The following is an 18906-nucleotide window of genomic DNA, read 5'->3' on the forward strand; positions in this document are numbered from 1 at the left end:
TTCTTAAAGCAATATGTTCGGCATCAGTTATCGATGCCGTACCATTTCCGCTGCTTATCAGCTATTTTTCAATTCCTGCTGCACATAATCAAGGGACAGCAGCAATTTCTTGACGCCCTCGACATCGAGGCGCTGCGTATTATGCGAGGTGTAGTCCTGCGCCTGGTTCACTTCGGGCTGTCCATCCAGGATGAATTTATCGTAGTTCAAATCGCGGTTATCGGCCGGCACGCGATAATAATCGCCCATGTCCTCTGCCTTGGCGATCTCTTCGCGCGACACCAGCGACTCGTACAGCTTCTCACCATGCCTGGTACCGATCACCTTGACCGGCACATTGCTGGAAAACAGTTCCTGGATGGCCTGCGCCAGTACTTCGATAGTGCTGGCAGGCGCTTTCTGCACAAAGATATCGCCTTGCTGTCCATGCTCGAAAGCGTGAATGACCAGGTCGACCGAATCTTCCAGCGACATCAGAAAACGGGTCATTTCCGGATCGGTCACCGTCAGCGGTACGCCAGCCTTGAGCTTTTCAATAAAAAGCGGAATCACCGAACCACGCGATGCCATCACATTGCCGTAACGCGTGGCGCACATCACCGGGCCGCCTGGGCGCACCATGCGCGACTTGGCAACCAGCACTTTTTCGGCCATGGCTTTGGAGATACCCATTGCATTAATGGGATATACGGCCTTGTCAGTACTCAGCAAAATGACTTTTTGAACGTTATTGGCGATCGCCGCATTCAGGACATTTTCCGTGCCCAGGACATTGGTCCGCACCGCTTCCATGGGATAAAACTCGCATGATGGTACCTGCTTGAGTGCCGCCGCGTGGAAAACATAATCCACGCCAGCCATCGCCTGCGCAACGCTCTGGTAATCGCGCGTGTCGCCGATATGGAATTTGACCTTATCGTTGTTCAACGCGATCCGCATGTCTTCCTGCTTCTTCTCGTCGCGGCTAAAAACAATGATTTCCTTGACATTCGTGTTTAAGAATCTGTTCAACACGGTATTACCAAAGGATCCAGTGCCGCCAGTAATCATTAAAACTTTATTATCAAACATGTCAGTCCAGGTAAAGGTAGAGATTAAAAATGGCGCTGCCGTCAGGCTTGACCGGCAGACGCGTGCAGCGCGCTCTTCACGGCAGCGATCAGTTGCTCGACGTCCTGCGCGGAAAGCCACCAGCCACACGGCAGGGCGATTATGCTACGTTGTAATATGTCGGTATTCGGTAATTCACGGCGACAAGCCACAAACCCGGAATAAATATCATTGCGTTGATGCAATATTGACGCTGCTACGCCATGCGCTTTCAGCGCTGCCAGAACAACGTCACGTTGCTCAACCGCAATTAATACGGCCCAATATGACGGCAGCGCTCCGGCGCTCGGCGCCAACAGGGTCAAGCCGGCACAGGAAGCCAGCCCATCTTTGATCTGCTGTGCATGCAGGCGCGTTTGTGCCATGCGCTGCGCGACTCCCTGCAATTGTACAGAGCCCAGGGCCGCGCACAAATTATTCATGGCCATCGACCAGCCGATGACGGGAATATCGGAATGCGGATTGATTTCACCAGCCGCGGTGCGAAAACTGCTGGCATCAATACCGAAACGGCGCAGCTTGCGCGCGCGCGCAGCATCTTCCGGATCACGGCACGCCAGCGCGCCTCCCTCGGTGGTATTGATTTGCCGGTTCGGATAAAAAGAAAACACCGCGAAATCACCAAACGTACCTACCTGTTGTCCATCGACTGTCGCCAGCAAGGCGTTATCGCAGTCTTCGATCAAAACGATGCCGCGCTGGCGGCAAATTTCAGCGATCGCCTGCGCCGGGCCTGGATAACCGGCCAGGTGATACAGAATCACTGCGCGCGTGGCCGGCGTGATGGCACGCTCGAAATCGGCCACGTCCATACAGGCCGATGCGGGGGCCACATCCACCCAGACGGGCCGTCCGCCGCATCCGGCAATGGCCGAATTGGTCGACATGCAGGCAAAAGCTGTGGTCAGCACATCATCGCCCGGGCGTACGCCCGCCAGATACAAGGCTAGGTGCAGCGCGCTGGTCATATCCACGGTGGTCACGACATGCGACTGGTCCAGCAATTTCCCCAGACCAGCCTCGAATGCGGCAACGTGCGGGCCGGATGCAATGCGCCCCGAACGCAATACGGCCAGGGCCGCCGCTTCCATCTCGGGTGTATTCACCACGCCAAACAAAGGCAGTACGGACATGGACGTCACCCTTTTTTCAAGGCGTCGACAATGCGCTCGCGGTCTTCCGCTCCCAACCACCAGCCGCACGGAATATGCACCATGCGGCGATAGTAGGTATCCAGCTGCGGCAGGGGCGCGACCAGTTCCTTGAAAATGCTATGCAAATGGTTAGGACGATGCAGCTTCGATGCCGACACGCCGATGGCGGCAAGCCGGCGCTCGACATCGGCGGAGTCATCCGACAAGACGGTATACAGCCAGTAACTGGGCTCAGCCCGCTCGTCGAACGCGGCCACGGCCAGACCCGGGATGGCGCCGATGGCACGGTCAAAATAACGGCCGTTTTCCTTGTGCGGGTTCAGTACACGGGCATCAATGTCTTGCAGTTGCGCCAGCCCAAACGTGGCCGTCACATTATTCATATTGTATTTATAACCGATGGACGTGATGTCGACTTCGGTACGCGGCACACCCTTTTCCAATCCGAACCAGCGGAATTTCTTTGCTTCCCGGATCAGCGATGCATCGCGCATGGTCAGCATGCCACCGTCAACGGTCGTCATGTGCTTGATGGCTTGCAGCGAGAAAATGGCAAAGTCGCCAATGGTGCCAATTGCCGCGCCATCGTAGCGCGCACCCATGGCATGCGCACAATCTTCGATCAACGCAATGCCGTGACGACGCGCGATGGCAGCGATCTCGGCCAGTCGCACCGGCATCCCGGCATAGTGCACAATCAGGATAGCCTTGGTCTTGCTGGTGATGCCAGCCTCGATGGCGGCGGGGTCAAGGTTGCCGGAAAGCGCATCTACATCGGCAAACACGGGCACCGCGCCCATTTGCAGGATAACGACATTCGTTGGCTCCGCCGTCATGCTGGTCGAAATGACCTCATCGCCAGCCCTTACGCCAGCCAGATGCAATGCCGCATGCAATGCGGCGGTACCGCTGCTCATCCCCAATGCAAAAGGTAAACCAAAATGCTCGGCGAAACGTCGCTCAAACTCGTAGACCAGCTCGCCCTCCCCCACTTGGCCGCTATACAGCACTTGCTCAAGCGCAGGCATCAGGACCTGCTTGTCAGGGAAGCCAACTTTTACTAAAGGAATCATCTTCAACTTTCGGTTTACCAAAGGCATTAAACAATGGGCTGCAACGCAAAGGCGCAGCAGCACCCCGACTTCCTGGCAGACCGTACATCAATGCTGGCATAACATAGTCACGCCACACATGGCCCGTATCGGCAAGCAATGAACGAAGACAGGCTGACACCGTCACGGACCGGCTCCCCATCGCCGTGCATAGTCAATTGCCTACGCCTTGACAATCATTTGCGAAATCAATTTTCTTTGATCGCACCACGATCATGGTGCTGCGCACTGCCAAAGCCGCACACGCTGGCGACATCACACCAGATACGCATGCGCCCCAGGCTGGATGTATATCGGCTGTACGGCGCATGCACTGCCATGCAACTCGCGCCGTCAATCGCACTCCAGACACTACAGTGCGTGAGACTCGCATGCGCTGCCTTATCAAGAAAGATCACCAAATCCTTGTGTTGAGTCAAGTATTCCATTGCGAAAGGAAAACAAACCTCACATTGGAAATTGCAATTAAGTCAACATAATGCAACGCAAAATGCGGGCATTCATTTTAAATGAAACACACATTTATTACCAGAGCCGGGTATCGGAAATCAAATCACGCCCCAACAGAAAATACAACACGCCAGCAATGCACATATTAATTTTTTCAAGAATGCGTACGACGCCAACACACTCAAAACAGCAGAAACAGAATAATCGCTCCGCAATCAAGCGACATATCAATATTATCAAAAAATAATCATGATGCAGCAGGATAAGGCCAGCAACACACACTCGCGGCAAGCGAAAACATCTGCCGCGGCGTCTTCGTGCACAACGATGCTGCCACATGACGCGCAATGCGCGCAGGATAGCCAGGGCAACGCGCCCGGCAAGCTGCGCCAGGCCAGGCATGAATGACACCTTCAAAAACAGCTCACAGCTGTGCCCAACCGTAGCCTATGCCAAATTTATCCAATAAAAAAAGTGTCTTACACCTTGTCACAAAAAATGCTGACCGCTCCAGCCATCTGATGCACCGCAAGACACTGGGAAAAGCATCCCGGCTTGGCCAGCAGCATCGGCATCACACGCCAGAAGCGCCAGCACAGGCCAGACCATGGCCATCTCGCGCCCCGCAGGCAAAAACAGGCGGGAAAACAGGTGAAAGAGAAGTGGGATATAGCCGCTAAAGAATGCAGGGATTTGAATGCGGTATTCGATCAAAATACAGGCAAAGAAAAATCAATTAACTGCAGCCAACACCAGGCGATAGGAAGAATGAAGACGCACACCACAATTAATCATTCAACATCATCAACATAAGGAATTGCAGGCCATTGCTTGAATATCGAAAAAATATATTTGTATCGCGGCAAAAAAAAGCCCGCCTTGGCGGGCGGGCATCTCTTCCATACTGGCAGGCGGCAAGTGCTATCCGATATCAACACCATGGAGAAGGACTTGCGCCGTCCATCATTTCTCACACAATATTATTGCTTCAGCAAACCACCCAGCAACGCGGCCACCTTCTGCTTCGGCTTGGCCGCGACAGGCGCCATGCTGGCGGCAGCCGGGGCTGCGGCCTTGGCAGGCTCATATGGCTTCAAGAACCAGGGATCGGCCTTTTCGCGGCGGGCGCCAGGACCAAAGGCGGGACGCGCACCGCGCTCGGCGGAACGACTGTCGCGGCTGCTGTCGCCAGCATGGCGGCTCTCCGGGGCGCGCGCGGGACGCGCCTCGCCACCTTCGCTGCGGCGCGGCGGACGGCGCTCGCTGTCGCTGCTGCGGGCGGGCGCGGGGTTGAAGCCCGTCAATTCACCGCGCTTGATGCTTTGCTTGATGAGTTTCTCGATGTCGGCCAGCAAGCGCTCGTCTTTATCCGAGTAGATCGAAATGGCGTCGCCCGAGGCGCCGGCGCGGCCCGTGCGGCCGATGCGGTGCACATAATCTTCCGCGTTGTACGGCAAGTCGAAGTTGATGACGCAAGGCAAATCGGAAATATCCAGGCCGCGCGCCGCCACGTCGGTGGCGACCAGCACGTCGATCTCGCCCTTCTTGAACGCTTCCAGCGCCGCCATGCGCTCCTGCTGGCTCTTGTCGCCGTGAATCGCCGTGGCGCTCATGCCTTCCTGTTCCAGCACGCGGGCCAGGCGCGAGGCGCCGATCTTGGTATTCGAGAATACGATGACCTGCTTCAGGTCGCGTTGGCGCAGAAGATGGGCGACCAGGGCATGCTTCTGGTCTTCCGTCACTTTATAGACCACTTGCGTGACCTTGTCGGCCGTCTGGTTGCTGCGCGCCACTTCGATCGTCAACGGATCGTTAAGGAACGTGGCAGCCAGCTTCTTGATTTCTGGCGAGAACGTGGCCGAGAACATCAGGTTCTGGCGTTGCTTCGGCAGCAAGTTGATGATGCGCTGCAAGTCCGGCAGGAAGCCCATGTCCAGCATGCGGTCGGCCTCATCCATGACCAGCATCTGCACCTGGCTCAGGCTGATGTTCTTTTGCTCGATATGGTCGAGCAAGCGGCCCGGCGTGGCGATGACGATTTCCACGCCGCCACGCAGGATGACGGTTTGCGGCTTCATGTCCATGCCGCCGAAGACGACGGTCGAGCGCAGCGGCGTGTGCTTGGCGTAAGCCTTGACGTTTTCGGCCACCTGCACCGCCAGCTCACGGGTCGGCGTCAGGATCAGCGCGCGCACCGGGTGGCGTGCCGGCGACATGCTGCTGCTGGCATGCGCCATCAGCAACTGGATGATCGGCAAGGAAAAGCCTGCCGTCTTGCCGGTGCCCGTTTGTGCGGCACCCATCACATCGCGGCCTTGCAGCACCACGGGGATCGCTTGTTCCTGGATCGGTGTCGGATGGGTGTAGCCTTGGTCGGTCAGTGCGCGCTGGATTTCAGGCGCGAGGCCAAAGTCGGCAAAAGTCAGGCTGGGAGCAGCGGATGCGGCAGGTGCTGGTGCAGGCGCAGGCGCAGCGGCGACGGGCGCCGCTTCAAGGGCAATCGCCGGGCTGGGCGTAGGAGTCGATTCGGTTTCAGACATAAATTTTCTGGTGTGCCTCCGCACTGCGGAAGCCATGCTTTCTCAATAAACAACATTTCGGGGCACAGACAGCTCCGTCTTGCAAGCCATGGATCATTGTTCTTGCGGCACCTCCGTGCTCCGGGACATGCTGTATGGCGTATGCGGGAGCGTCGAAGAGATGTGCTGCGATGGCGGCGGAGATCGCGCCGGCGGAACATCGCGCGCAGAAGATACAATATCAGTGCTGTAAACGATACCCTAATTCACCGCAACTGTACACGGAAACCGTGATTTTTGAGCAAAAAGCGTTCCAGCAACGGCACGCCGGGATGCCGTATGATGGCAACTGCGATGCCAGCTCCGATGCCTCTTCCGCCGCCCCCTGCCCTCACCATGCCCACCCCGACTTTACCCCACGATCCGCAACCGCAAGCGCCCAGCAAACCGGGCAATGACGAGTGTTGCCACAGCGGTTGCACCTTTTGCGTACTGGAAATGTACCAGGAAGACCTGGCCGCCTACGAAGAGGCCCTGAGGGCGTGGCAACAGCGCCAGCAAGCCGCTACCGCGCCCGCCACTAAGGGCGTCAAAAAACCGCGCAAGCGCGCTTAATCAAAAGCTTTCCCACTCATCCACTGGCGCCGTGTCGGCCAATTGACGCGGCGCCGCTGCCGGCGTCACGGCGGCCGGCGCCTTGACGAGGACTGGCGCGCGCGGCCGGGTTGCGGCGGCACTGGCCACGCCGAGCTTGAAGATGCTGACCACTTCACTCAGACTGGCGGCCTGCTCCTGCATCGATTCAGCCGCTGCTGCCGCCTCTTCCACCAGGGCCGCATTTTGCTGCGTCACCTGGTCCATCTGGGCGATGGCCTGGTTAACCTGCTCGATACCGGCGCTCTGCTCGCTGCTGGCTGCCGTGATCTCGCTCATGATATCCGTCACGCGGGTGATGCTGGCCACGATGTCATCCATCGTGCGGCCCGCCTGGTCCACCAGTTTTGACCCCGCCTCGACTTTCTCGACCGAATCGCCGATCAGGACCTTGATATCCTTGGCAGCCGCGGCCGAGCGTTGCGCCAGGTTGCGCACTTCCGTGGCCACGACGGCAAAGCCGCGCCCCTGCTCGCCTGCGCGCGCCGCCTCGACGGCTGCATTCAGGGCCAGGATATTGGTCTGGAAAGCAATGCCGTCGATGACGGCGATGATGTCGACGATCTTGCGCGACGAGGCATTGATCGACGCCATCGTGCCCACCACTTCGCCGACGACCTTGCCGCCCTCGATGGCGATGCTCGACGAGGTCAGCGCCATGGTGTTGGCCTGGCGCGCATTGTCCGCATTCTGCTTCACGGTCGAGGTCAGCTCCTCCATCGACGAAGCCGTTTCTTCCAGCGAACTGGCCTGCTCTTCCGTGCGCGACGACAAATCCTGGTTGCCGGCGGCAATCTGGCTCGACGCCGTGGCAATCGTATCGGTGCCGCTGCGCACCTGGCCCACCAGCTTTTGCAAGCTGGCATTCATGTCTTTCAGGGCTTGCATCAATTGCCCCGTTTCGTCTTGCGATTGCACAACGATATGCGCCGTCAAATCGCCAGCCGCCACCTGGCGCGCCACGCCGACGGCCTCGATCAGCGGACGCGCCACGCTGCGCGCCACCCACAGCGCCAGCAGCATGCCGATGACGACGCTGCCCACCAGCAAGCCGATCAGGCTGGCACGCGAGGCCGCATACGTTGCATCGGCGCTGGCGCTCGAGCGCACGCCGCCATCCGTGTTAATCGACACCAGCTTATCGAGAGTCACCATCATGTCCGCCATGACCTTGGCGGACGGCCCCACGGCCAGCGCACGCGCCTCTTCCTTCTTCATCTCGCGCGACAGACTCAGCATGGTTGCATGCAGGCGCATGAATTCATCGTTGAGCGCCAGGAAGCGCTCGAATACTTGCTGCTCGCCCGGTTCGGAAATCAGGCTGCGGTACTTGTCGCCGTCCACCTTCAGCTTGGCCTGGGTTTCCGTCATGCGCGTTTCGTTCTGCGCCATGTCGGCATCCTGCGCGGCCAGCATGTGCGCCAGTTCCCAGCGGCGGAAATCGCTGACATCGCTGCGCATGGACATGGCCGCCAGCACGCTGGGCATCCAGTTGGCGGACAGGTCCGTCGACGCGGTGTTAATGCGCGCCATGGAAAAGATCGCCGACACGCCCAGCGCGGCCGTCAACAGCAGCACGGCGCCAAACGACAAGATCAGCTTGGTGGCAATTTTCAGATCAAAAAACCATTTCATGCGTTGCGTTCCTTCATTAGACGGGTAAACGGGACAAGATGGCCGCGCTCCGGCAAATGCACGGCGCGGGCAGTGAGGGCAGGCTGCAGCGGAAGTAAACAGTGATGGAGGGCAAGGACAGCAGCGCATCCCGAAACACCAGTCGAATTTCCGCAGCGCAACATCTTATCACCGTCGTACTGCAGCGCAGAGGGGTTTGATCAAGGTATGCGGCCAAAGTTCACGGGTAGCGGGCAAGGCGGCGTATTTTTTTCAGGCAACGTTGTTTCTACAGGGAAAAATGCAGCAGCAGGCGTAGGAGTCGGATGACACGAGGCAATGTTCCTAGCCTACATAAGCGCGTCGGCTCATCCGATGCCCGTCCGCGGCCCCTGGTCCTATAGTGGATACAAGATTCAGCACAACGCTAGCAAGCCAGAAAAGCAGCGCCATCCAACAAAATCAGAAGACGAGGCCCTACCATGTACAAAGCTTATAGCAACCTGACCCCAGCAACGAATAACCACGCCGCCGCCCAGCACAACTGGCAAGCCGCTCCCGCCACCCCGATGATCAGCATCACGGGCGCACAACAAAACGAATTGCTGCGCGCCTTGTCGCGCACCGATCTGGAGCGCCTGTTCTGCCAACTGGAATTGGTCGCTTTGCCTGCCGGCAAGCACCTGTTCGATTGCGGCGGCAAGATTGAATACACGTACTTCCCCACCAACGCCATCGTTTCCCTGTTGTATGTGATGGAAGACGGCGCCACCACCGAGATCGCCGTCATCGGCCGCGAAGGCGTGGCTGGCGTGGTGCTGTACGAAGCCGAGCGCGCCACCTGCACGGCCATCGTGCAGACGGCCGGCTACGGCTACCGCTTGAAAACAGCCTTCCTGCGCGAAGTGTTCAATGAAGGCGGCGCGCTGGCACAATTGCTGATGCGCTACACCAGCGCCATGTTCGCGCAAATGGCACAGAACGTGGTGGGCGGCCGTCATTGCAGCATCGAACAAAAACTGTGCCGCTGGCTCTTGGACCGCCTCGACCGTTCGCTGTCGAACGAACTGAAGGTGACGCAAGACACCATGGCCAACATGCTGGGCGTACGCCGCGAAAGCGTCACCGTGACGGCCCGCAAACTGCAGGACGAAGGCTTGATCCAGTACCGCCGCGGCACCGTCGAAGTGCTCGACCGCGAAGGCCTGGAAGCGGCCGCCGGCAATTGCTACAAGGCAGCGCGCGCCGGTTTTGAACAGTTCCGCAGCGGCATCAGCGCACACAATTAAGCACCACGCTGGCAAACGGGCAGGCAAGCGGGTATCGTAGATATTCCTGACTACCCCGGAGACTGGCCATGAAACTGATCGGCATGCTCGACTCGCCCTATGTGCGCAGGGTCGCCATCTGTTTGCAACTGCAGGGAATTTCCTACGAGCACTTGCCGCTATCCGTGTTCCGCAACATGGATGCCGTGCGCGAGATCAACCCCGTCATCAAGGTGCCGACCCTGGTACTGGACGACGGGCAAGTGCTGATGGATTCCACCTTGATACTCCACTATCTATCGCTGCTGCGTCCGGGCACCTCTGTCCCCGCCCTCGCCGACAGCGTGCGCGCGCTGCGCCTGACGGGCCTGGCGCTGGCCGCCTATGAAAAAGCCGTGCAAATCGTCTACGAACGCAAGCTGCGTCCGCTCGACAAGCAACATGCGCCGTGGCTGGAACGGGTCAGCATGCAGCTGCATGCCGCCTGGAACGCGCTGGAACAGGAATGCGCGCACCTGCCCCTGCCTGGCGAGACTGGCAGTATCGACCAGGCGGGCGTGACCATCGCCGTCGGCTGGAGCTTCGCCCAGCTGGAAACGCCCGATATCGTCAAACCCAGCGATTACCCGGCCATCCACGCCTACACGCGCTCGGCGGAAACCTTGCCCGCCTTCCAGGCCACGCCGCCAGTCTGACGCGCCGCAGGGCTATTTGCCTGCGCCGCCCGGCCCGGCTACAGCGGCGGCCGGATCGAAGTGCCACCAGCCCGGCCTGACATCGTCAAACGAGTGATATTCGGGTGCAAAGGCCGCCTGGGCAGGATCGTCAAAACTGCCCACCAGCAAGGCCACCGTCGGCGCATCGTCGATGGCACCGATGGAACTGCCGCAAGCGGCACAGAAGGCCCGGCTGGAATATTCGGAAGAACGGTAGGTGGCAGGCACACCGGCCGACCCCGTCCAGCGCACTTGATCGCGCGCAAACTCCACCCACGCCACCGCCGGCGCGCCCGTGTGCTGCTGGCAATTTCGGCAGGAACAGCTGTGCGGATTGCCGCCCTCGCCTGTCACTTCAAAGCGCACGGCGCCACATAAACAGCCGCCTGTTTGCACCACATTCTCCATCGCGTCTCCTCGTTTGCATCGTTGCGTGCCCTGCCTGCAGATACGTACCCGGTACAATATTGCCATAAACCCACCCTGGCGCAGCCCAAAGTGCGTGACGCCGGCACTATGAAAGAATGAATGGAAGACATCAATTGCGAAGGCTTGCCGCACATCCGCGTACTGGCAGGCGAAAACACCAAGGGTCCCGTGTATGAAACCCTGCCTGCGCGCCAGATCGACGAGCACGTCTACGAACTGCTGGCCTCGCCCGGCCTGACCCTGAACCTGGCGCGCGGCGACATCGTCAACATTGCCAACCCGCTGGCCCCTGCCGAAGTACTGAAGCGCGGCGGTAACTTCTGCATCCAGATCTATGCCGACGACGTGTCGCAAGAGGCAGTGGACCAGCTCGAACGCGACGTGCAAAGCCAGTTGGGCGGCACGATGGATGGCCAGTACAAGGGCAACCTCACCTTCAGCGTACCGGGACATCATGGCATCTACAACGTCAATGGCCCCTTCGACGCCTTCCGCACAGCGACGGGCGTGGAATGGTACTTCGCCAATATCTACGTCAACCTCGACGACGACGATGATGAAACCTTGCTCAACTGGTGGGTGGATATGTAAACCTATCAGAACCTGCGGCAGGGCAACCATGCGGCGCTCTTCATGCGCCAGGTACCTGGCGGCATTGAAATTTTCGGCCAAGGGCGCAATCACAAACCCGGCGCCCGCGTGATCTACTTCGGCCGTTCGGCGGCGGGCATCGGATGAAGCCGCTGGCATTAGCCATGGAGGCCACGACGATGCGGCCCGCTGCCGCCGTTTCTTGCCCACAAGCGATTCCCTCGAGCTGGAACCTGCCCGCCGCCAGGTTCGACGGTGTGCGCATGCTGTCCCATCCGGCGAATCAGCCGCCGGCGACCGCCGAGGCCTTGCCTATCCTGGCTCCACCCAGCGAAGGGGCACGTGCCGGCACCGAGCGCTACCTGCGTATGGATTTACCAAGAGCCAAACAGTGCATCGCTGCCTTTGAACAGCGAACGAAAATGGTCAGGTTTCAGTGCAAATAGACGACTCGCTAGCACTCCTCAGCTCAACCGAACTCATCGCTACGTGCTACGATGCAAGACAAGTTCCTTTCCATGACACGCCATGAAATACAAGCTATTCCTGTTTGACCTCGACGATACCCTGCTCGACTTCCGGGCGTCCGAAAAACGCTCGTTCCTGCACACTATGGACGAACTGGGCTTGCACGATGGCATCGACGCGCTGTTTTCCCAATACCAGGCGATCAACGTCGACCTGTGGAAACGTTTCGAAACGGGTGACGTGAGCAAGGACTTCCTGAAGGTGGAGCGCTTCCGCAAGACGTTTGCAATGAACGGCATCGCCATCGACCCGGAACTGGCCAGCCGGCTGTATCTTGACTCCCTGCCGGACACGGTCGTGCTCATCGATGGCGCCAAACAAGTGTGCGAAACCATGTCGCGCATCGGCGAAGTGGGCATCATCACCAATGGCGTCGAATCCATCCAGAACCGCCGCATCGCCGCCTCCGGCCTGAGCGACTGCATCTCCTTCGTCGCCACCTCCGAAGCATGCGGCCACGCCAAGCCGGATGTGCGTTTCTTCGAATACGCCGCCAACATGGCGCGCGCATTCAGCAAGGACACGACCGTCATCATCGGCGACCGCCTGGACGCCGACATCCTGGGCGCGAACCGCTACGGCATCGACAGTTGCTGGTTCAATCCGGACAGCATGGCCAATACCTCGACTGCCATCCCCACCTGTGAAGTGACCAGCCTGCATGACATCGTGCCAATGCTGGACATGATGCAAGTCAAACTGAAACAGGCTTGATCTACCACAAGCGCACCACCTGAAATACGCTGATAGCGGCACGAAAATACATCGCTGTTCGCGTACCATCAGGACTCGTCCATCCTGGTGCCAGCCCATGCCTTCCTACACCGTCTTGCTCGCCATCGAGGCATTGATCCTGTTCTTTGCCATGCTGGCCAGGCGCCAGGCGGGCAAGCTCAGGCTGGCCTTTCGCGATGCCATCGCCCCCACGCAGCAGGCGCTGCACGCCGATGTCGAACAACTGCTCGCGCAAAAAACCGACGTCGTATCTGTCTGATTATGCCATCCAGACATCAATCGCGCGTCAGCACTTCCAGCAACTCAATCTCGAAGAGCAAATTGGAGCCAGGCGGAATCAAGCCCACCTGCCGCTCGCCATACGCCAGCGCCGCCGGCACCCACAGCTTGCGCGTGCCACCGACCTGCATGCCATGCAAACCCAGGATCCAGCCCTGGATGACCTTGTTATTGCTCAACACACAGCGGAACGGTTCGCCCCGCTTGTGCGACGAGTCAAACTCCGTGCCATCTTCCAGCCAGCCCCGGTAATGGGCAGTCACCAGCGCACCGCGCGCCGCCGTCTTGCCGTCACCAACGACGATGTCTTCAATCTTCACTTCAGCCGTCATCTTGTTTCATCCTTCATCAATCGCAATGCCGCGATTGTACGACAGCATAAAAAAAGCCCCGGCAGTGGCCCGCCGGGGCTTCGATCGATGCTGCAAATTCTGGTGGGCCTCCCGTGAGTCGAACACGGCACCAACGGATTATGAGTCCGCTGCTCTAACCAAGCATGAGCTAGAGGCCCGGGGACTGCGGCGTGGCGGCGCTGTTGATGCCCGCCTCGCGCGGCCGTTTTGGAAACGGACACGCGAGGATAGGGGTATCAGGGGCGCGCGTCAAGCCCTATTGGCTTCTAGTTGCCTTCCAAGAAGCTTTTCAGCTTGTCGGAGCGCGATGGGTGGCGCAGCTTGCGCAGCGCCTTGGCTTCGATCTGGCGGATGCGCTCGCGCGTCACGTCAAATTGCTTGCCCACTTCTTCCAAGGTGTGGTCGGTGGACATCTCGATGCCGAAACGCATGCGCAGCACTTTCGCTTCGCGTGGCGTCAGGGAATCGAGCACGTCCTTGACGACGCCGCGCATGGAGGCGTGCAGGGCCGCGTCGGCCGGCGCCAGGGTGTTGTTGTCCTCGATGAAGTCGCCCAGGTGGGAATCGTCGTCGTCGCCGATCGGCGTTTCCATCGAGATCGGTTCCTTGGCGATTTTCATGATCTTGCGGATCTTGTCCTCGGGCATCTCCATCTTGATCGCCAGGGTGGCCGGATCGGGTTCCGCGCCCGTTTCCTGCAGGATCTGGCGGGAAATCCGGTTCATCTTGTTGATCGTCTCGATCATGTGCACGGGAATACGGATCGTGCGCGCCTGGTCGGCGATCGAGCGCGTGATGGCCTGGCGGATCCACCAGGTCGCATACGTCGAGAACTTGTAGCCGCGGCGGTACTCGAACTTGTCGACGGCCTTCATCAGGCCGATATTGCCTTCCTGGATCAGGTCGAGGAATTGCAGGCCGCGGTTCGTGTATTTCTTGGCGATCGAAATGACCAGACGCAAGTTGGCCTCCGTCATTTCGCGCTTGGCCTTGCGCGCCTTCATTTCACCAGCCGCCATCTGGCGGTTGATGTTGCGCAAGTCCGGCAGCGGCAAGACGACCCTCGCCTGCAGGTCGATCAGGCGCTGCTGCAGTTCCTTGACGGTCGGAATGTTGCGGCCCAGGATGGCGCTGTACGCGTGTCCTGCGTTGACTTCGCCATCGACCCAGTCGAGGTTGGTTTCATTGCCCGGGAAGACCTTGATGAAGTGGGCGCGCGGCATGCCGCAGCGGTTCACGGCCACATCGAGAATCTGCTTTTCGATATGGCGCACTTCGTCGACCTGGCCGCGCAGGGTGTCGCACAGCTTTTCCACGACCTTGGCCGTGAAACGGATGCCCAGCAACTCTTGCGAAATGGCTTCCTGCGCCTTGGCGTAGGGTTTCGAGTTGTAGCCTTCTTTCTCGAAGGCGCGGCGCATCTTGTCGAATTGCTGCGAAATGATGGCGAATTTTTCCAGCGCCGTGCGCTTCAGGGTTTCCAGCTGCTCGGCGGAGAAACCGGCTGCGCCGGAAGCACTGGCCTCTTCCTCTTCTTCGACTTCCTCTTCTTCCGCTTCGCCTTCTTCCTCGTCTTCTTCGACGGGAGCAGCCACGACAGGCGCGGCGGCGACCGGTTCGTTTTCATCGACGAGGCCGTCGACGATTTCGTCGATCTTGATCTCTTCGTTGGCGATGCGGTCGGCGGCGGCGATGATCTCAGCGATCGTCACGGGACAGGCGGAAATGGCCTGGATCATGTCTTTCAAGCCATCTTCGATCCGCTTGGCAATCTCGATCTCGCCTTCGCGCGTCAGCAGCTCGACCGAGCCCATCTCGCGCATGTACATGCGCACGGGGTCGGTGGTGCGGCCAAAGTCGGAGTCGACGGTCGACAATGCGGCCTCGGCTGCCGCTTCCGCCTCGTCATCGCTGGTGACGACGGCAACGTTATCGGACAACAACAACGTTTCCGCATCGGGCGCGTGCTCGTAGACGGCGATGCCCATATCATTGAAGGTACCGATGATACCTTCGATGGCTTCCGGATCGACGATGTTTTCGGGCAAGTGATCGTTGATTTCCGCATAGGTCAGGAAACCGCGCTCCTTGCCGAACTTGATCAGGGTCTTGAGTTTCTGGCGCCGGCGCTCGAGTTCTTCCTCGCTCGCTTCCGTGTCGGACGAGAAAGCGTCCTTCAGCAGCGCGCGCTCTTTCGCCTTGCGATCCTTCGCCTTGGCCTTGTCGACGGCCTTCAGTTCGGCCCGCTCGACGGCGTTCAGGGCGGCGACTTCATCATTTTCTGGCTGGAATTCTTTTGGCTTGCGGCCGCGGCGGCCTGGCACTTTTACCGACGGCAAGACATAACCGGACGTATCGATCGCCGCCAGGGTGGCGGCATCGGTGGTCTGGCTGACCACGGGCGCGCTGGTGACGCGCGCTTCTGGCCGGTCGAGCGCCTTTTCGGCTTTCGTGGTAACTTTAGTGGGCTTTACAGCCGCTTTGGATTCGGGTTTCTTGATTGGCACAGGCGCTTTCGATTACACAACGACTTGCTTTACGGTGGATTAGGATAAAGTTTGCTGCCAGTTCCCTGTCTACCTGCGGGAACCACCATCTTCGAACCTGCCGACAACGCAAATTCGACACTGTTACGTTACTTACACCTCATCGGCCACGATCCGCGGGAAGCGCAGCAATTCCTGTCCACCGGCTGTTGCCAGCCGTCTCGGCAAAAATTCCTGCATCGACCGCGTTGGGAGCGAGAGCCTGGCGCGGCTTGCCAGCGTCTGCGAGCCCTTGCCCGCAACGCCGAAAACGCCAGTTGGCCCTGGCTGCCGACACGATCCACCGCGCCGATCAAGAGCCTAACTTACTGAAAACAAATACTATTTACGAAACAGAACTAGCTTGCCAAAGCACACAATACTTAGCATTTAATTATAGCACGCGAAAAATGTTTTTCCAGTGCGCGCCATACCCTCAGAGCAAGGTTAGCGATTCACCAACTCGGCATCGCGCTCGCGCTCCAGGTCGCCTTGCTCCTGCATGATTTCGCGGTAGCGTACACCAATTTTCTCCGATGGCAAACCCGACGCGAACAATTGCTGCAATTCCGCCTTCAAGGCATTCAATTTGATCTCGCGGATGGTGCTCACCAGCCACGACAATTCGCTGTCGTAATCGGATTCCGTGCCGGCCGCGATCTCGCCGATGATCTCGTCGTATTCGCTACCCAGCTCCTTCAACTGTTGCGCCAGCGCGGCGAAACTGCCGTGCTCGCCCAGCGCCTGGCCCACGGCCACCAGTTGCCCCAGGCTGTGCGCCGCATCGGGCCCCAGGTGCTGGAAGGCGGTGAGAGCGGCCTCGTCGATACGCATGGTCAGGGGCGGATGCGCCACCAGCATGCGCATGATCTTCAATTCCAGGCCCACGGGCACAGGGCGGCCCGATTTCGGCGGCGCGCGGCGCGCCACGGCAACGGGTTTCGCCAGCTCGAACAGGGCTTCGATCTCGGCCGGCGTGGACTGCGTCAGCTGCGCCAGGCCGCGCACGATCTGCAGGCGCAGCGACGATGGCGCCATCAGCTGCAGCAGGGGCTTGGCATCGAACTGCACACGGGCGCGCCCTTCCGGTTCCGACAGATCATGCTCGCCCGACACTTCTTTCAGCAAGAATTGCGACAGCGGCATGGCTTCATGCACTTGCTGTTCAAAACCTTCGGCGCCGAATTCGCGGATGTAGCTATCCGGATCGTGTTCCGACGGCAAGAACAGGAATTTGATAGTTTTATTGTCCGACACATGGGCCAGGCTCGCCTCCAGCGCGCGGCGGGCGGCGCGGCGGCCAGCCTTGTCGCCATCGAAGCTGAAAATCACGTTATCGGTCTGGCGCAGCAGTTTTTGCACGTGGGTGGGCGTGCACGCCGTACCCAGGGTCGCCACCGCTTGCGGGAAACCCATCTGCGCCAGCGCCACCACGTCCATGTAGCCTTCCGTCACCAGCACATAGCCAGCGTCGCGGATGGCCTGGCGCGCCTCGAACAGCCCATATAGTTCGAAACCCTTGGAAAACAAGGGGGTTTCCGGCGAGTTCAGGTATTTCGGTTCGCCATGGTCGAGCACGCGGCCGCCAAAGGCGATCACTTGCCCCTTGGTATTGCGGATCGGGAACATGATGCGCTCGCGGAAACGGTCGTAGCGCTTGCGGTTATTGCCCTCTTCATCGACCTTGTCGATCACGAGACCAGCCTCGGCCAAGGCCACCACGTCGTAGTCGGGGAAGACGGAGCGCAGGTTATCCCAGCCACCGGGCGCAAAACCCATGCCGAAGCGAGCGGCCACTTCGCCCGTCAAGCCCCGGTTTTTGAGGTAGGCGATGGCTTCCGGCGCGTGGCGCAATTGCCCGCGGTAATAATCGCACGCCTGCGTCATGGCGTCGGACAGGGCCATGCTTTGCGCCTGGATCTGCGCGCGCTGGGCCGGCGGGATCTTGTCGTCCGCTTCCGGCACAACCATGCCCACGTTCTGCGCCAGGTCCTTGACGGCATCGACAAAGCCCATGCCCGAGTATTCGATCAAAAAGCCGATCGAGGTGCCATGCGCGCCACAGCCGAAACAGTGATAGAACTGCTTGGTGGGGCTGACGGTAAAGCTGGGCGATTTTTCACTGTGGAACGGGCACAAGCCCATGAAATTGGCGCCACCTTTTTTCAGTTGCACATAGCGCCCCACGACATCGACGATATCGACGCGGTTGAGCAAATCGGAAATGAAGGATTGAGGTATCACTGGCTAGGGCGGGTCTTGTTATAGGTCAGACTATACTACCGCACGTGGCCTGAGGTTGAGCCAGGTCAACGTGTGGGCTGTTAACAGGCTGCCAGCGCGATGGCTGGCAGCCCTTGCTACTATTGTATGCTTACGCTGCCGGCGTCAAGGCTTTCTTGACCAGGGCGGACACCACGGTCATGTCGGCGCGGCCCGCCAGCTTCGGCTTGACGATGGCCATGACCTTGCCCATGTCTTGCGGACCGGCGGCGCCCGAGGCGGCCACGGCGGCAGCCACTTCGGCCGCCACTTCTTCGTCGGACAGGCCCGCAGGCATGTAGCCCGTCAGGTGCACCAGCTCGGCTTTTTCGATGTCGGCCAGATCGGCACGGCCACCGGCCTCAAACTGGGTGATCGAATCCTTGCGCTGCTTGATCATCTTTTCCACGATGGCCGTCACGTGGGCGTCCGTCAATTCGATGCGCTCGTCGACTTCCTTGCGCTTGATTTCCGCCAGCAACAGGCGAATCGTGCCCAGCTTGCCCGCTTCCTTGGCGCGCATGGCGTTTTTCATGTCTTCGGTAATTTGTTCTTTCAAGCTCATGGCAATCCTCGTGTTGGTAAGTGGGGCTCGATGCTCATGTGT

Annotated in this window: 19 protein-coding genes and 1 tRNA gene; 8 read left to right on the forward strand and 12 right to left on the reverse strand. The window is 59.4% G+C overall.

All coding sequences use genetic code 11. The annotated features are described in order from the left end of the window. Window positions 1-57: 57 nt before the first annotated feature. From U0004_RS25110 to U0004_RS25125, 4 genes are all read right to left on the reverse strand, one after another. Entirely contained in the window at window positions 58-1071 is a 1014-nt protein-coding gene (locus U0004_RS25110; protein ID WP_070254302.1) for a nucleoside-diphosphate sugar epimerase/dehydratase, read from the reverse strand. A gap of 41 nt (window positions 1072-1112) precedes the next feature. Further along, window positions 1113-2243, reverse strand: a complete 1131-nt coding sequence (locus U0004_RS25115) for a DegT/DnrJ/EryC1/StrS family aminotransferase (protein ID WP_139144089.1) — start codon at window positions 2241-2243, stop codon at window positions 1113-1115. A gap of 5 nt (window positions 2244-2248) precedes the next feature. Beyond that, window positions 2249-3400, reverse strand: a complete 1152-nt coding sequence (locus U0004_RS25120; RefSeq protein ID WP_231958315.1) for a DegT/DnrJ/EryC1/StrS family aminotransferase — start codon at window positions 3398-3400, stop codon at window positions 2249-2251. A 501-nt stretch (window positions 3401-3901) separates the two neighbouring features. Beyond that, on the reverse strand, window positions 3902-4228 hold the full coding sequence (locus U0004_RS25125; RefSeq protein WP_139144090.1) for a hypothetical protein: 327 nt from the start codon (window positions 4226-4228) through the stop codon (window positions 3902-3904). A gap of 153 nt (window positions 4229-4381) precedes the next feature. Here U0004_RS25125 and U0004_RS25130 point away from each other — a divergent pair, with 153 nt between their 5' ends. Beyond that, a complete protein-coding gene (locus tag U0004_RS25130) occupies window positions 4382-4639 on the forward strand; it encodes a hypothetical protein (protein ID WP_139144091.1) in 258 nt (85 codons plus the stop codon). 167 nt (window positions 4640-4806) lie between these two features. Here the strand turns inward: U0004_RS25130 and U0004_RS25135 are convergent, their stop codons facing one another. Further along, window positions 4807-6366, reverse strand: a complete 1560-nt coding sequence (locus tag U0004_RS25135) for a DEAD/DEAH box helicase (RefSeq protein ID WP_070254306.1) — start codon at window positions 6364-6366, stop codon at window positions 4807-4809. A 375-nt stretch (window positions 6367-6741) separates the two neighbouring features. On the opposite strand from U0004_RS25135, the gene U0004_RS25140 reads away from it, so the two are divergent. Further along, the gene (locus U0004_RS25140; RefSeq protein WP_071653630.1) at window positions 6742-6960 is read left to right on the forward strand and encodes an oxidoreductase-like domain-containing protein; all 219 of its coding nucleotides are present in this window, start codon (window positions 6742-6744) and stop codon (window positions 6958-6960) included. On the opposite strand, the gene U0004_RS25145 is transcribed toward U0004_RS25140, so the two are convergent. Continuing rightward, window positions 6961-8634 carry a methyl-accepting chemotaxis protein gene (locus U0004_RS25145; RefSeq protein ID WP_070254307.1) on the reverse strand — a complete coding sequence of 558 codons (1674 nt, stop codon included), beginning with the start codon at window positions 8632-8634 and terminating at the stop codon, window positions 6961-6963. Window positions 8635-9182: 548 nt separating this feature from the next. On the opposite strand from U0004_RS25145, the gene U0004_RS25150 reads away from it, so the two are divergent. After that, entirely contained in the window at window positions 9183-9902 is a 720-nt protein-coding gene (locus U0004_RS25150; protein ID WP_034779829.1) for a Crp/Fnr family transcriptional regulator, read from the forward strand. Between the two features lie 68 nt (window positions 9903-9970). Then, window positions 9971-10576 (forward strand): glutathione S-transferase, encoded by a 606-nt coding sequence (locus U0004_RS25155; protein ID WP_070254308.1) that lies wholly within the window; start codon window positions 9971-9973, stop codon window positions 10574-10576. A gap of 12 nt (window positions 10577-10588) precedes the next feature. On the opposite strand, the gene U0004_RS25160 is transcribed toward U0004_RS25155, so the two are convergent. Then, window positions 10589-11005 (reverse strand): GFA family protein, encoded by a 417-nt coding sequence (locus tag U0004_RS25160; RefSeq protein WP_070254309.1) that lies wholly within the window; start codon window positions 11003-11005, stop codon window positions 10589-10591. 120 nt (window positions 11006-11125) lie between these two features. Between U0004_RS25160 and U0004_RS25165 the strand changes: the two genes are divergently transcribed. The 4 genes from U0004_RS25165 to U0004_RS25180 all read left to right on the forward strand — a co-directional run bounded on the left by U0004_RS25165 (window position 11126) and on the right by U0004_RS25180 (window position 13139). Then, window positions 11126-11617 carry a DUF4265 domain-containing protein gene (locus U0004_RS25165; protein ID WP_070254310.1) on the forward strand — a complete coding sequence of 164 codons (492 nt, stop codon included), beginning with the start codon at window positions 11126-11128 and terminating at the stop codon, window positions 11615-11617. A 143-nt stretch (window positions 11618-11760) separates the two neighbouring features. Beyond that, window positions 11761-12063: a hypothetical protein gene (locus tag U0004_RS25170; protein ID WP_139144092.1), complete on the forward strand. Its 303-nt coding sequence runs from the start codon at window positions 11761-11763 to the stop codon at window positions 12061-12063. An 82-nt stretch (window positions 12064-12145) separates the two neighbouring features. Further along, window positions 12146-12859: a YjjG family noncanonical pyrimidine nucleotidase gene (locus U0004_RS25175; protein ID WP_070254312.1), complete on the forward strand. Its 714-nt coding sequence runs from the start codon at window positions 12146-12148 to the stop codon at window positions 12857-12859. Window positions 12860-12956: 97 nt separating this feature from the next. Beyond that, a complete protein-coding gene (locus U0004_RS25180; protein ID WP_070254313.1) occupies window positions 12957-13139 on the forward strand; it encodes a hypothetical protein in 183 nt (60 codons plus the stop codon). A 16-nt stretch (window positions 13140-13155) separates the two neighbouring features. Here U0004_RS25180 and U0004_RS25185 read toward each other — a convergent pair whose 3' ends face one another. From U0004_RS25185 to U0004_RS25205, 5 genes are all read right to left on the reverse strand, one after another. Continuing rightward, a complete protein-coding gene (locus U0004_RS25185) occupies window positions 13156-13491 on the reverse strand; it encodes an FKBP-type peptidyl-prolyl cis-trans isomerase (RefSeq protein ID WP_070254314.1) in 336 nt (111 codons plus the stop codon). Window positions 13492-13591: 100 nt separating this feature from the next. Further along, window positions 13592-13670, reverse strand: a tRNA-Ile gene (locus tag U0004_RS25190). 108 nt (window positions 13671-13778) lie between these two features. Further along, window positions 13779-16019 (reverse strand): RNA polymerase sigma factor RpoD, encoded by a 2241-nt coding sequence (gene rpoD / locus U0004_RS25195; RefSeq protein ID WP_034779848.1) that lies wholly within the window; start codon window positions 16017-16019, stop codon window positions 13779-13781. Window positions 16020-16484: 465 nt separating this feature from the next. Then, entirely contained in the window at window positions 16485-18281 is a 1797-nt protein-coding gene (gene dnaG, locus U0004_RS25200; protein WP_070254315.1) for a DNA primase, read from the reverse strand. A gap of 130 nt (window positions 18282-18411) precedes the next feature. Then, window positions 18412-18864, reverse strand: coding sequence for a GatB/YqeY domain-containing protein (locus U0004_RS25205; protein WP_034746974.1), 453 nt, complete (start codon window positions 18862-18864; stop codon window positions 18412-18414). Between the last annotated feature and the right edge of the window lie 42 nt (window positions 18865-18906).

Source organism: Janthinobacterium lividum, assembly GCF_034424625.1.
Taxonomy (GTDB): domain Bacteria; phylum Pseudomonadota; class Gammaproteobacteria; order Burkholderiales; family Burkholderiaceae_D; genus Janthinobacterium; species Janthinobacterium lividum.